The organism is Burkholderia sp. Ap-955 (assembly GCF_011753045.1).
GTDB lineage: Bacteria > Pseudomonadota > Gammaproteobacteria > Burkholderiales > Burkholderiaceae > Burkholderia > Burkholderia lata_D.
Genome location: NZ_VWWH01000041.1, coordinates 25,602 through 39,257, shown reverse-complemented (window position 1 = coordinate 39,257; position 13,656 = coordinate 25,602). Strand labels below are relative to the sequence as shown.

The window sequence follows — 13,656 nt, the reverse complement described above, 5'->3', positions numbered from 1 at the left end:
ACTGGGGGAGCCGATTCTGCCTGATCCGCCGGCGGATGGCGACTCGGCGTCTCGCCTGCGTCACGACAGGCTGTCGAGCAACCGATACCAGGCCACGCCGGCCGCGATATAGAAGCGCTGCAGCCCGTGAAACGGAATGGGCCGGATCGGCGTGCGCCGGAACGGCAGCGGCAGTTGCGCATCGCCCGACAGGTGCGCGGCCAGATGCTTGCCGAGCGTCGTCGCCATCGCGATGCCGCGCCCGTTGTAGCCGAGCGCGATCGTCACGCCCGGCGCGGGCTCGTGCACGTGCGGCATGAAATCCGCGGTGATCGCGACGCGCCCGGCCCAGCGGTACTCGAACCGGACACCCTTCAGTTGCGGATACAGCAGCGTCGTCGCGCGTTCGAGATGGCGCCAGTCGCTCGTCGCACGCGGTTCCGCGAACGGGCCGCGGCCGCCCATCAGCAGGCGTCCCGCAGCATCTCGCCGGAAGTACAGCAGCAGGCGCCGTGCATCCGATGCGACCTCGCCGCCGGCGAGGATGTCGCGACCGAGTTCCGGCGCGAGCGGTTGCGTCGCGACGATGAAGCTGTTCGCGGCGATCACCGACTGGCGCAAGCCGGGCCACAGCCCGTCCGTGTACCCGTTGGTCGCGATCACGACGCGGTCCGCCGATACCGTCGCGCCGCCGGCCGTCGCGACCTGCCAGCGGCCGTCGGCACGCGTCAGCCCGACGGCGCGCGTCAGCCCGTGCACGACCGCCCCGCTCGCCTGCGCCGCGCGCACGAGGCCGCGCGTATAGCTGAGCGGCTGCACGCTGCCCGCGCGGCGATCGATCCAGCCGCCCGCGTACGCATGCGTGCCGAGCCGGCGCGCGACCTCGTCGCGACCGAGCAGTTCGACCGGTGCGCCGCGCGCGGCCCACTGCTGCGCACGCCGGGCGACCGTGTCGAGCATCGCGGCAGTCGGCGCCGGCTGGATCCAGCCGTGGCGTCGCGCATCGCAGTCGATCGCGTGCCGCGCTATCAGGTCGAATACCGTGTCGGCCGCACCGCCGACGACGGCGGCAAGCTGCTCGCCGGCTTCGTCGCCGAACCGGCGGATCAATTCGTCGGGGTCGTATTTCAGGCCGGGGATCACTTGCCCGCCGTTGCGGCCGGACGCGCCCCAGCCCGGCTGCGCGCCGTCGATCACGCGCACGTTCACGCCGCGTTCGGCCAGGTGAAGCGCGGTCGACAGGCCGGTAAAACCGGCACCGACGATCGCCACGTCGCACGACACGGATGCGTCGAGCGCGGGCGTTTCGGGCGCCGGCGCGGCGGTCGCCGCCCACAGCGAATCCGGCCACTGGGAGTCGGGCCATCCGGGTGCCGCGTTCCTTGCACTCATGTTCGATCCGGGTTGACGGCGTCGTCCGACGCCAGCAGTCGACGCAGGAATTCCTGCGTGCGGGGATGTTTCGGCTGCGTGAGCACGTCGCGTGCGGATCCGCTTTCGCAGATGGTGCCGTCGTGCAGGAAACACACGCGATCGGCCACCTCGCGCGCGAATGCCATTTCGTGCGTGACGACGACCATGGTCATGCCGTCGCGCGCGAGCCCGCGCATCACGCCGAGCACTTCGCCGACGAGTTCGGGGTCGAGCGCCGACGTCGGTTCGTCGAACAGGATCGCCTGCGGCTCCATCGCGAGCGCGCGTGCGATCGCGACGCGCTGCTGCTGCCCGCCCGACAGCTCGGACGGATACGCATTCATCCGGTGCGCGAGCCCGACCTTGTCGAGCAGCGCGCGGGCCTGCTCGCGCGCTTGCGCGGCCGGCGTGCGCCGCACGTGGACGGGCCCTTCCATCACGTTCTCGAGCGCCGTGCGATGCGAGAACAGGTTGAAGCGCTGGAACACCATCCCGACGCGCATCCGCAGCTCGTGGATTCGTTTCGAATGCGCATCGACCTTCATGCCGTCGATCGTGATCGACCCTTCGTCGTAAGTCTCGAAGCCGTTGATACAGCGCAGCACGGTCGATTTGCCCGAGCCGGACGGGCCGATCAGGCACACGACCTCACCTTGCCGCACGTCGAGGCTGACGCCCTTCAGCACGGCGTGTTGCTGAAAGCGCTTGTGTATCGCATCGATCCGGATCATGCGCTTCTCCTCAGCGAGAGTCGCTTGCCGAGCCGGTTCACGCCGAACATCAACGGCAGGCCGAGCGCGAGATACAGCAACGCGACGAGCGTATAGACGCTCATGTTCTGGAACGTCGACGACGCGATCAGCTGGCCGGCGCGCGTGATCTCCGCGACCGTGATCGTCGACGCGACCGATGAATCCTTCAGCAGCATCACCAGCGTGTTGCCGTAAGGCGGCAGCGCGATGCGGAACGCCTGCGGCAGCACCACGCGCCGCATGATCATCGGCCCGCGCATGCCGATCGCGTGCGCGGCTTCGATCTGGCCACGGTCGATCGCCTCGATGCCGGCGCGGAAGTTTTCCGCCTGGTATGCCGAATACGCGATGCCGAGACCGAGCACGCCGGCCTGGAATGCCGACAGCTGGATGCCGAGATCGGGCAACACGAAGTACATGTAGAACAGCTGCACGATGATCGGCAGGCCGCGAATCACGTTGACGACCGTGCTCCCAACCGTCGACACGGCACGGTTGGGCGACACCTTCAGCAACGCGAGGATCAGCCCGAGCACCGAGCTGAGCACGAACGCGCATGCCGTGATCTCGATCGTGACCACCGCCCCCTTCAGCAGGATCGGCAGGAAATCGATCGCGTTCTGAAAAAACATGAGGTCTCCTATGCGACGGCCCGGCGGCACGTCGCAGTGGGTGCCCGCGATGCGCGGGCGATACCGCTCGGGAATCCCGGGCGCGCGCTCAGCTCATGTGCCACTTCTGCAGGATCTGCTGCAGCGTGCCGTCGCCCTTCATTTTCCGGATCGCGCCGTTGAGCTGTTCGAGCGTCGCCGTGTCGCCCTTGCGTACGATGAAGCAGACCTGCCCCTTCACGACGCTCTGGTATTCGGGCACGAGCCGGACCTGGCGGTTGACGCCGTGTTCGATCTGATACGCGACGATCGGCTGATCGGCGAAGCCGGCCTTGATGCGGCCGAGCGCGACATCGCGCATGATGTCGGCGATCGAATCGTAGGTCCGGACTTCCTTGAAGATGCCCTTCTTGTTGAGCGCGTCGACGAACGCCGTACCGACCTGCGCGCCGACCACCTGCCCCTTGAAGTCGTCCATCGACGTATAGCGGCCCGGGTCGTCGGCCTTCACGATCAGGCCTTCACCGAATGAGTAGACGGTGTCGGAGAAATCGACGACCTGCTGGCGCGCCGGCGTTTTCAGCATCGCGGCCGAGATGATGTCGATCTTCTGCGTGGTGAGCGACGGGATCAGCGCCGAGAACACGGTCTGCTGCACGTCGACGCGAAACCCGGCCGACTTCCCGGCCGCGGTGATCGCATCGACCATCATCCCCTGGATCGAATTGCTCTTGACGTCGAGAAACGTGAACGGCACGCCGGTGGCCGTCGCGCCGACCTTCAGCGTGAGCTCGGCCGCGACGGCGCCGGCCGATGCCGTCGCGAGCGCGATGCAGGTGGCGAAACCGGCGGCCAGTGCGCCGAACCGCTTGATGAACGAAACCATGGTGTCTCCTTCTCGAATACTTCGGTGCGCCGGCCGGTCGCGGATCGACACTGCGACGATGAGTTGATCTTAAAACGAATCAAAAATATCGTAAAAAGATTTTTGAGTATCGATATTCGATACTATATGATGAGATATCGAATCGATTCGGTCCCTTGCCCATGGAAACGTCGCCCGATCAGTCAACCGACCTGCTGTTCAACCAGTCGCTGGAGAAAGGGCTGAACGTGTTGCGCGCGTTCAGCGCGAAGCGGCGCACGATGACGCTGGCGGAAGTGGCGGACGCGGCCGGAATGACGAAAAGCTCGGCGCAGCGGATGGTCTACACGCTCGAGAAGCTCGGTTACATCCGCAAGCATCCGGTTACGCGGCGCTACCAGCTCACGCCGCACGTGATGCGGATCGGCTTCAACTATCTCGCGGCCGATACGCTGATCGACGTGGCGAATCCGTTCCTGTCCGAACTCACGAACCTGACCGGCGAAACCACCAACCTCACCGAGCCGGACGAGGACGAAATGGTGTACGTCGCGCGTTTCGTGTCCACGAAGTTCGTGCCGATCCACATGCCGATCGGCAGCCGCATCCCGATGTACTGCACCGGCAGCGGCCGCGCGTTCCTGAGCGCGTTGCCGCCCGGCGACGCACGCGCGCGGCTCGACGGCATGGCGCGCACGCCACATACGCCGCGCACGGTCACGGCGCTCGACGAACTCGTCGCACTGCTCGACAGCGCGCGGCGCGAAGGCTATGCCACCAACCAGGAGGAGCTGTTCATCGGCGACATGTCGATTGCCGCGCCCGTGCTCGGTAGCCAGGGGCAGCCGGTGGCCGCCGTGCACGTGGTGGCGCCGACGAGCCGCTGGACGTTCGACGACGCGCGCCGCAAGCTCGCGCCGGCCGTGATCGACTGCGCCCGCGGCATCAGCAATTCGATCCGGACGCTCGAGTAGCACGCGCCACATGGCAGGCGCCGCGCCGTCGCAGCAGGTCAGGTTGCACGACGCGCGGGTGCCGCTGCCAATATCCTTGCCCGCGCCGGGCGCCTGCTCGTTCGCGGTAGCCGGGCCGGTCGCGGTGTCGGCCTGACAGCCGCTTCAACCACCCTCCTCCGCGTTTTCCCCGATCCCGTTCGACTTGACTCGATGCCTTCGATCGTCAACACTTCGCACATTGCAAGTGTGATCACACATCACATATCAAACCTCGGAGAACCCCGTCTTGGCGCCTCGTATCGTCACGCCCGCACTGAAAGCCGTTGAACAGGAAACGATGGCCGACAAGGTCTACCAGCAACTGCGCGAAGCGCTGATGAGCGGCCGTTTCGCGCCCGGCCAGGCATTGAGCCTGCGCAGCGTCGCCGAGGCGGTCGGCTCGTCGACGATGCCCGTGCGCGCCGCACTCACCCGCCTGCACGCCGAGCGCGCGCTGGTCGACGGCCCGAATCGCGCGCTCGTCGTGCCGCCGATGACGCTCGACATGCTCGACGAGTTGCGCGACGTGCGTATCGCACTCGAAGGCTGCATCGCCGAACGCGCGTGCGGACGAATGAGCGGCGCGCAGATCGCGGCCGTGCGCAAGACCTGCGAGACGATGCAGGCGCACGTCGAGGCAGGCCGCTCGCGCGCTTACCTGCAAAGCAATTTCGCGTTCCACAGCGCAATCTACGCGCACGGCGCAAGCGAAAGCACGCTCGCGATCGTCGAGAACCTGTGGATGCGCGTCGGCCCCTTCCTCAACATGGTCGCGCTCGACATCCCGCACATGCGGCGCTCGATGGATGCGCACCGCGCCATCGTCGATGCACTCGAACGGCGCGACGGCGCAGGCGTGCGCGCTGGCATCGCGCTCGACATCGGCGGCGCGGCACACGATCTCGCCGAGACGCTTCGGGCGGAACAGACCCCGCGGACCGTGAACGCGAAGCCGTAGCGGCCGCCTGCCGTGGGCGCCCGGTCGCGAGCGTCTGCGATCCGACTACATCAACGATGGAGACAACCCGGCATGACAGCTTCCGACCTGCTGAAACCCTATGACGGCCTGCGCGTCCTCGTGACGGGCGGCGCATCGGGCATCGGTCTTGAAATCGCGGACGCATTCGCCGAATGCGGCGCACACGTGCATGTATGCGACGCGTCGCAAGCCGCGATTGCAGCGCTCGCCGACCGGCCGCCGCGCGCCGGAGCCGGCGCGATCAGTGCGACGCTGGCCGACGTATCCGATCCGGCCGCCGTCGATCGCGTGTTCGCCGACCTATCGGCCACGCTCGGCGGCCTCGACGTGCTCGTCAACAATGCCGGCATCGCCGGTCCGACCGGCGGCATCGACGAAATCGACCCGGTGCAGTGGGAACAAACCGTCGCGATCAACCTGACCGCGCAATTCCAGTTCGCGCGCCGCGCGGTGCCACTGCTGCGCGAGTCGAAACACGGCGGCGCGATCATTGCACTGTCGTCGGTCGCCGGCCGGCTCGGCTATGCGTTCCGCACGCCGTATGCGGCCACCAAATGGGCGGTGGTCGGGCTCGTGAAGAGCCTCGCGATCGAACTCGGCCCGCTCGGCATTCGCGTGAACGCCATTCAGCCCGGCATCGTGCGCGGCCCGCGGATGCGCCGCGTGATCCAGGCACGCGCGCAGCAGCTCGGCATCGGTTACGACGAAATGGAGACGCGCTATCTCGAGAAGATCTCGCTGCGGCGCATGACCGATCCGGCCGAGATCGCCGCAACCGCGCTGTTCCTGTGCTCGCCGGGCGGGCACGGCATCACGGGCCAAGCGATCTCCGTCTGCGGCAACGTCGAAGTGCTCTGACGCACCCTGCATCGTTCACCGAAAGGAATCCATCCGTGGCAAACGCTCGCAAAGTCATCATCACCTGTGCGCCGACCGGCGCGATCCATACGCCGTCGATGTCGCCGTACCTGCCTGTCACGCCGCACGAGATCGAAACGGCCGCCGTCGCGGCCGCCGAGGCCGGCGCAGCGATCCTGCACCTCCACGCACGCAATCCGTCCGACGGCAAGCCGACCCAGGATCCGGCCGTGTTCGCCGAATTCCTGCCGCGCATCAAGGCGCAAACCGACGCGGTGATCAACCTCACGTCGGGCGGCAGCCCGCACATGACCGTCGACGAACGACTCCAGCCCGCACTGCATTTCCAGCCCGAAGTCGCATCGCTGAACATGGGCTCGATGAACTTCGGGCTGTACCCGATGCTCGAGCGCTTTCGCGAGCTGAAGCATCCGTGGGAACGCGAACATCTCGAGAAGAGCCGCGACCTCGTGTTCAAGAACACGTTCGCCGATATCGAAACGATCCTCACGCGCTGCGGCGCGAACGGCACGCGGTTCGAATTCGAGTGCTACGACATCTCGCATCTGTACAACCTCGCGCACTTCGTCGACCGCGGGCTCGCGAAGCCGCCGTTCTTCGTGCAAAGCGTGTTCGGCCTGCTCGGCGGGATCGGCGCGCATCCGGAGGACCTGATGCACATGCGCCGCACGGCCGACCGCCTGTTCGGCAGCGATTACGTGTGGTCGATCCTCGGCGCCGGGCGCAACCAGATTCCGCTCGCGACGATCGGCGCCGCGCAAGGCGCGAACGTGCGCGTCGGGCTCGAGGATTCGCTGTGGATCGCGCCGGGCAAGCTCGCGGAATCGAGCGCCGCGCAGGTCCTGAAGATGCGACAGGTGCTTGAAGGCCTGTCGCTCGAGATCGCGACACCGGCCGAGGCGCGCACGATGCTCGCACTCAAGGGCGGCGACGCGGTGAATTTCTGATCGCCGGGTAGCCCCCCAACACCAGAATCCGCAAGCGCAGTGACAAGGCGCCGGCCCGAGCCGGCCGGCGCCAGGACGCCCATCATCGCCCCGCTCCGTTCGAGCGCTGCCGGCGCGGCTCCGTCGTCTGCCCATCCGCTGCATGCATCGCAGCGGCATCTGCCGAACGCGGCGCACCGTGCTTGCCGTGCGCGCCGGTTCGCCCTTACCGGAGTCGTCCGCATGTCCACTCATCACGCCCAGGCCCTGTCTTCCGCCGCCGGCGACGCGAGCGCGTCGCTGAACCGGCTGCTGTTCCGCAAACTCCTGCCGCTGCTGATCACCGCGTATGTGATCAGCTTCCTCGACCGCACCAACATCGCGTTCGCCAAACATTCGATGGGGGTCGATCTCGGCATTTCATCGGCCGCGTACGGACTCGGCGCGGGGCTGTTCTTCCTGACCTATGCGTTCTTCGAAATTCCGAGCAACCTGATCATGCATCGCGTCGGCGCGCGCTTCTGGATCACGCGGATCATGATCACGTGGGGTGCACTGTCGGTCGCCATGGCATTCGTCAGCGGCGAGACGTCGTTCTACGTGATGCGCCTGCTGCTCGGGGCTGCCGAAGCCGGCCTGTTTCCCGGCGTGATGCTGTACCTGACGTACTGGTTCGGCCGCGAGGAGCGTGCACGTGCGACCGGCTATTTCCTGCTGGGCGTGTGCATTGCGAATATCGTCGGCGGGCCGCTGGCCGGTGCGCTGATCGAACTCGACGGCACGCTCGGCTTCCACGGCTGGCAATGGCTGTTCGTCGTCGAAGGCATTCCGGCGATCCTGCTCGCGTTCGTCGTGTGGACACGGCTGCCGGATCGTCCGAGCGCCGCGCCGTGGCTCGCCCCGGAAACCGGCCGCGCGCTCGAGCGCAAGCTGGCCGCCGAACAGGACGCGGGCGTCGCGGCGCACGGCGGCCACGCGTTCGGCGCCGCACTGCGCGATCCGCAGATCTGGCTCGCGATCTTCGTGTACTTCTGCCACCAGTTGACCATCTACACGGTGATCTTCTTCCTGCCGGGCATCATCGGCGCATCGGGACGCTTCTCGCCGTTCGCGGTCGGGTTGTTGACCGCGCTGCCCTGGCTCGCCGCCGCGTGCGGCGCCGCCACGCTGCCGCGCTTTGCGCGCGAGTCGCGGCATTCGCGCCGGATGCTGTGTGCGGGGCTGGTCGTGATGGCGGCCGGGATGGTCGGCGCCGCGCATGCGTCGCCATTGGCGGGGCTGCTCTGCGTGTGCGTGGCCGCGTCGATGTTCTTCGTCGTGCAGTCGATCGTGTTCACGTTTCCGGCGTCGCGGCTCGCGGGCAGCGCGCTGGCCGGCGGACTCGGACTGGTGAATACGTGCGGGTTGCTCGGCGGCTTCGTCGGACCGACCGTCGTCGGTGCGATCGAACAGGCAACCGGCAATGCGAAGAACGGGTTGACGCTGCTGGCGGCCGCGCTCGTCATCGCGGCGTTCGCCAGCCTCGCGTTGCGGCACGGACACGAGCGGCCGGCGCGGTCGCACGGCTGACGGCAGGCCGGATTCGGGATCGCGAGAGGCGGACGTGTACGTCGCCCGTCTCTCGCGTCGCCCCGTCAGAACAGATACATCCCCGCGACGAACACGACGCCCGAGAACAGCAGCGTCGTCACGCAATACCCCATGATGTCGCGCACGCCGAGCCCGGCGATCGCCAGCGCGGGCAGCGCCCAGAACGGCTGCGCCATGTTGGTCCAGGCCTCGCCGTACGCGATCGCCATCGCGGCCTTGCCGAGATCGGCGCCGAGCGCCTGAGCGGCCGGCATCACGAACGGGCCCTGCACGACCCAGTGGCCGCCGCCGGACGGCACCGCGAAATTGATCACGGCCGAGCTCAGGAACGCGAGCAGCGGGAACGTGTGCACGTTCGCGATATCGACGAACCACTTCGTGATCACACCCGCGAGCCCCGAATGATCCATCAGCGCCTGGATGCCCGCGTAAAAGGGAAACTGGATCATGATCCCCGATGCGCCGCGTGCCGCGCCGGCCACCGCGCGCGCATAGGCCATCGGCGTACGGTGCAGCAGGATGCCGGCCGCGAGGAACGCGAGGTTCACGGTGTCGATGTCGAGCGCGAAGCCCTTCTGCACGAACTTCAGCACGAGGAACGCCGCACACAGCGCCGCGACGAGGACCGACAGCAGGCGGCTTTCCTCCAGCCGTTCCGCGAACGTCGCGTCGGGCCCGAGTTGGCGCTCGACGCTCGGCGGTTCGGCCAGCAGCGCCGGATCGACGCTGACGACGTCACCCGGCTTCGGCATCATCATGCGCGCGAGGAACGGCAGCATCACGATCAGGCCGATCGTGATGAACGCGTTGTAGCCGGTGAAGATCGTCTCCGACACGGGAATCAGCCCGATGGTCTTCTCCATCGGATTGCCCTTCGTGGCCGCGACGAGCGGGACCGAGCCCGACAAGCCGCCGTGCCAGCTCAGGAAGCCCATGTAGGCGGACGCAACGAGCAGCCGGTAATCGCTGCCGGCGACACGGCGCGCCACTTCGCGTGCGAGCATCGCGCCGAGCACGAGGCCGAAGCCCCAGTTGATCGCGCACGCGAGCGCGCCGACGAACGCGACGAGCATCACGCCCTGCCCCGGCGTGCGCGCGATGCTTGCGAGCGCCACGAGCATGCGCTTCACGGGCGGCGAACTCGCGAGTGCGTGACCGGTGACGAGGATCATCACCATCTGCATCGAGAACGCGAGCAGGTTCCAGAAACCGGAACCCCACATCGTCGTGAGCTGCACGGGCGTGTTCGGTGTGAGGCCGAACGCGAGCGCGAATGTGACGATCGTCAGCAGGATCGCGAAAATCAACGGGTCGGGCAACACGCGGTGGACCACCTGCGTGAAAAAGCGGGAAATGCGCTGTATCAACTTGAGCTCCTCGTTTCCTGATAGGGACGTCCGCGCGTGTCGTTGTTGGTGGAGGCGCGGAAACGCGCGGATTCTTGCACAGAACCGGCGCACGCGCTTTGGAGCACGCTGCTGCGATCGCATGCTGGCGCGGATGGGCAAACAGGGAGGAAAACGACGACCGGCGGTGCAATCGGCACCGCCGGTGGAAAGGACCGATGCGTGTGCGTCAGCGAACGGCAGTCGCAGGCGTGCTCACGGTTGCAACCGGATTCACCCGCCGCTCCGCCAGCCGCTGCGCGCACCGGTACGCGACCAGCGAGCCGGCCACCGCAAGCAGCATCGGCACGAGGCTGTCGTGATCCGCGCGCGTGAATTCGAGCAGCAGCACGACCGCCGTGATCGGCATCTGCATCGACGCGGCGAGAAACGCGGTTGCGCCGATCAGTGCGCACCCGCCGATCTCCGCGCCCGGCCACACGAGGCTCCACAGCCCGCCGAGCACGACGCCGAGCAGCGCGCCGTTCGCGAGGCCCGGCGTCAGCAGGCCGCCTTCCGCCCCCGCCCGCAGGCTGCCGGCCTCGATCAGCACCTTCATCACGAGCAGCGCCGCGGCAAGACCGATCGTCAGCGTGCCGTCGAAGCCCAGCGACGCCGGGCCCTTGCCATTGCCGAGCAATGGCGGAAACCACATCGCGAGCACGCCGATCATCGCGAAGTTGACCAGCGCGAGCACGGGCAACCGCCCGTCTTTCGGCGCGTTCGCCCGGGCACGCGTGGTGAGCCGCACGAAGCCGTACGCGGCGAAGCCGAACAGCGGACCGCAGACGATCGACCACGCCACCAGCGGCGTGCTCAGCACGAACGGCGGCACCGTGTACTGGTGTTCGTTGCCGAGGCCGATCCACGCAACGGCCGCGGCGATCGCCGACGTCGCGACCGCCACGACCAGCGCACGCAGTTCGAACGTGCCGAGCAGCACTTCGAGCACGAAGATCGCGCCGCCGAGCGGCACGTTGTAGACGGCCGCGAGGCCCGCGCCGGCACCGCACGCGACCATCAGCCGGCAGTCGTCGGGCGTGAGCCCCGCCGCATGCGCAAGCCGCCCGGCAAGCAGCGAACCGATCTCGCGCGGCGCGACTTCGCGGCCGAGCGGCGAGCCGAGCGCGACGGTGACGATCTGCAACAGCGCATGAACCGTCGTGCTGACGACCGGCATCCGCGGATCGGCTGCACGCACCGCGCGGCGGATGCTGACGAGCGGCCGGCCATACCGGTACAACGCCCACCAGCCGCCGCCGGCGACGATCCCGCAGACGACCAGTACCGCGACGCGGCGCAGCGGATCGGCGCCGGACACGCCGGTGAGGAAGCTCTCGGTGCCGATCACGTGCGCGACGCTGTAGCCGTACGCGACGTGCTGGATCGCATGCAGCAGCAGCGCGAGCAGCATGCCGCCGAGGCCCGCGCCGACGCCGGTCAGGATCGTGACGACGGCCATGCGCGCGAACGGGCTGGCGGCCGGCGGAGAGGATGCGGGGACGGACGGGAGATCGGGGCGCATGGGATCGGCGAATGGAATCGACAAGACGGCGTGCAACATGCACGCCGCCGTCAGGACCGCATCGTAGGCCGGCGCCCATCATGAGACAAACGTCTTTTTCGAATCGACTCATGCATTTCATGAATGTATGGCGTCGGACGGCACGGGATGGCCCATCGCCTGCGACAAATCCGCGTCAATCCGGATACGCGTGTGACGCCCGTCGTCGGCGTGGGCGCCCCATTCTCCGCGCGCCGGTCACGCCGACCAACCGCCGCGCCGCGCCCCGCGCGTGTTGCAGCGACGCGACAACCGGTCACGGACGAGCGGATGCCACCCGCGCGCGATCGCGCAGAAACCACCGGCATCAGGCGCGCGCGGCACATCGTGTCAGTTTTGTGAAGGACTCTTGTCGGATCCGGAAAGGTGCGCTCGCGGCCCCGGCGGCCTTGCGCGCGCGATGCGTTCCTATACTTGCGCCGAACTTTCGTTCCCAGTCCCACACGCAGGAGCCCTGACTTGAAAAAAACCCTCATCGCCGGCGCATGCATCGCCGCACTGTTCGCCCCGCTCGCTCACGCACAGAGTTCGGTCACGCTGTACGGCCTGATCGACGCCGGCATCGTCTACACCAACAACGCCAACGGCGCGTCGCTGTGGCGCCTGAACAGCGGCACCGTCAACGGCAGCCGCGTCGGGTTTCGCGGCACCGAGGATCTCGGCGGCGGCCTGAAGGCGCTGTTCGTGCTCGAGAACGGCTTCAACGTGAACAACGGCGGGCTCGGGCAGGACGGCAAGCTGTTCGGCCGCCACGCGTACGTCGGCCTGAGCCAGAACGGCTACGGCACGCTGACGCTCGGCCGCCAGTACGACACGATGGTCGACTTCGTCGCGCCGCTGTCGGCCACGGCCGGCGATTTCGGCGACGCGAGCTTCGCGCATCCGTTCGACAACGACAACCTGAACCACTCGCTGCGCATCAACAACGCGGTCAAGTACACGAGCGAGACCTATGCGGGCTTCAAGGTCGGCGCGATGTATGCGTTCTCGAACGCGACCAACTTCGGCGCGAACCGCGCGTATAGCGTCGCGGCGAGCTACACGAACGGCCCGTTGAAGCTGGCCGGCGCGTACCTGCAGATGAACGGCACGAAGGGCTCGACGAGCGCGAGCCCCGGCGCGACCGATGCGGCCGAAGCGAAGAGCCTGAACCAGGGCGGCTGGTCGATCGGCTCGGACCGCATGCGTTCGTACGGCGGCGGCATCAGCTACGGGTTCGGCCCGGCCACCGTCGGCTTCGTCTATACGCGTTCGCAATACGACAACACGGGGTCGTTCGGCTCGACCGGCCAGATCGCGTTCAACAACTACGACGTGAACGTGCGCTATGCGGTGACGCCGGCCGTCAGCCTCGGCGCGGCCTACGTGTACACGGACGCCAGCGTGTCGAACCCCGACAGCAAGCACGGCACCGATCCGAAGTGGCACCAGGTCGACCTGCAGGCCGTCTACAAGCTGTCGCGCCGCACGGACGTCTATGCGGAAGCGATGTACCAGCACGCAGCGGGCCGCGGCTACCAGGCGTTCATCAACGGCTCGGGCGGCGCATCGAGCACGGCGAACCAGATCGTCGGCACGATCGGCATGCGCACGCGCTTCTGACCGGCGCGATGCCGCGTCGCCCGATGGCCACGAACCTGCGTTCGCACGCGGGTTCGCCGGCCGCGGGCGGCCTCCATCAATGTTGTGCCATCTGGAAGGCAGCCTGCCTGGAATCG

The 13,656-nt window shown here is 67.6% G+C and carries 12 protein-coding genes; 6 read left to right on the top strand and 6 right to left on the bottom strand.

Annotation, left to right across the window (positions count from 1 at the left end; all coding sequences use genetic code 11):
* Positions 1–60 precede the first annotated feature (60 nt).
* The 4 genes from F3J15_RS21400 to F3J15_RS21385 all read right to left on the bottom strand — a co-directional run bounded on the left by F3J15_RS21400 (position 61) and on the right by F3J15_RS21385 (position 3,641).
* Entirely contained in the window at positions 61–1,371 is a 1,311-nt protein-coding gene (locus tag F3J15_RS21400; RefSeq protein WP_166893874.1) for an FAD-binding oxidoreductase, read from the bottom strand.
* The gene (locus F3J15_RS21395; RefSeq protein WP_166893872.1) at positions 1,368–2,123 is read right to left on the bottom strand and encodes an amino acid ABC transporter ATP-binding protein; all 756 of its coding nucleotides are present in this window, start codon (positions 2,121–2,123) and stop codon (positions 1,368–1,370) included. Before F3J15_RS21395 ends, F3J15_RS21400 begins: the two co-directional genes overlap by 4 nt.
* Positions 2,120–2,776, bottom strand: coding sequence for an amino acid ABC transporter permease (locus F3J15_RS21390; RefSeq protein ID WP_046547751.1), 657 nt, complete (start codon positions 2,774–2,776; stop codon positions 2,120–2,122). Before F3J15_RS21390 ends, F3J15_RS21395 begins: the two co-directional genes overlap by 4 nt.
* A gap of 88 nt (positions 2,777–2,864) precedes the next feature.
* Positions 2,865–3,641: an ABC transporter substrate-binding protein gene (locus tag F3J15_RS21385; protein WP_166893870.1), complete on the bottom strand. Its 777-nt coding sequence runs from the start codon at positions 3,639–3,641 to the stop codon at positions 2,865–2,867.
* Between the two features lie 161 nt (positions 3,642–3,802).
* Here F3J15_RS21385 and F3J15_RS21380 point away from each other — a divergent pair, with 161 nt between their 5' ends.
* The 5 genes from F3J15_RS21380 (at position 3,803) to F3J15_RS21360 (ending at position 8,968) form a co-directional block, all read left to right on the top strand.
* Positions 3,803–4,594: an IclR family transcriptional regulator gene (locus F3J15_RS21380; protein ID WP_069251518.1), complete on the top strand. Its 792-nt coding sequence runs from the start codon at positions 3,803–3,805 to the stop codon at positions 4,592–4,594.
* A gap of 268 nt (positions 4,595–4,862) precedes the next feature.
* Positions 4,863–5,573: a GntR family transcriptional regulator gene (locus F3J15_RS21375; protein WP_089485849.1), complete on the top strand. Its 711-nt coding sequence runs from the start codon at positions 4,863–4,865 to the stop codon at positions 5,571–5,573.
* Between the two features lie 72 nt (positions 5,574–5,645).
* Positions 5,646–6,452, top strand: a complete 807-nt coding sequence (locus tag F3J15_RS21370) for an SDR family oxidoreductase (protein ID WP_166893868.1) — start codon at positions 5,646–5,648, stop codon at positions 6,450–6,452.
* Between the two features lie 35 nt (positions 6,453–6,487).
* Positions 6,488–7,420 (top strand): 3-keto-5-aminohexanoate cleavage protein, encoded by a 933-nt coding sequence (locus F3J15_RS21365; protein WP_089447595.1) that lies wholly within the window; start codon positions 6,488–6,490, stop codon positions 7,418–7,420.
* A 222-nt stretch (positions 7,421–7,642) separates the two neighbouring features.
* Positions 7,643–8,968: an MFS transporter gene (locus F3J15_RS21360; RefSeq protein ID WP_166893866.1), complete on the top strand. Its 1,326-nt coding sequence runs from the start codon at positions 7,643–7,645 to the stop codon at positions 8,966–8,968.
* A 65-nt stretch (positions 8,969–9,033) separates the two neighbouring features.
* On the opposite strand, the gene F3J15_RS21355 is transcribed toward F3J15_RS21360, so the two are convergent.
* On the bottom strand, positions 9,034–10,356 hold the full coding sequence (locus F3J15_RS21355; RefSeq protein WP_166893865.1) for a TIGR00366 family protein: 1,323 nt from the start codon (positions 10,354–10,356) through the stop codon (positions 9,034–9,036).
* Between the two features lie 208 nt (positions 10,357–10,564).
* Positions 10,565–11,899, bottom strand: coding sequence for a chloride channel protein (locus F3J15_RS21350; protein ID WP_166893863.1), 1,335 nt, complete (start codon positions 11,897–11,899; stop codon positions 10,565–10,567).
* Positions 11,900–12,397: 498 nt separating this feature from the next.
* Between F3J15_RS21350 and F3J15_RS21345 the strand changes: the two genes are divergently transcribed.
* Positions 12,398–13,540, top strand: coding sequence for a porin (locus tag F3J15_RS21345; RefSeq protein ID WP_166893862.1), 1,143 nt, complete (start codon positions 12,398–12,400; stop codon positions 13,538–13,540).
* The last annotated feature ends 116 nt before the right edge of the window (positions 13,541–13,656 follow it).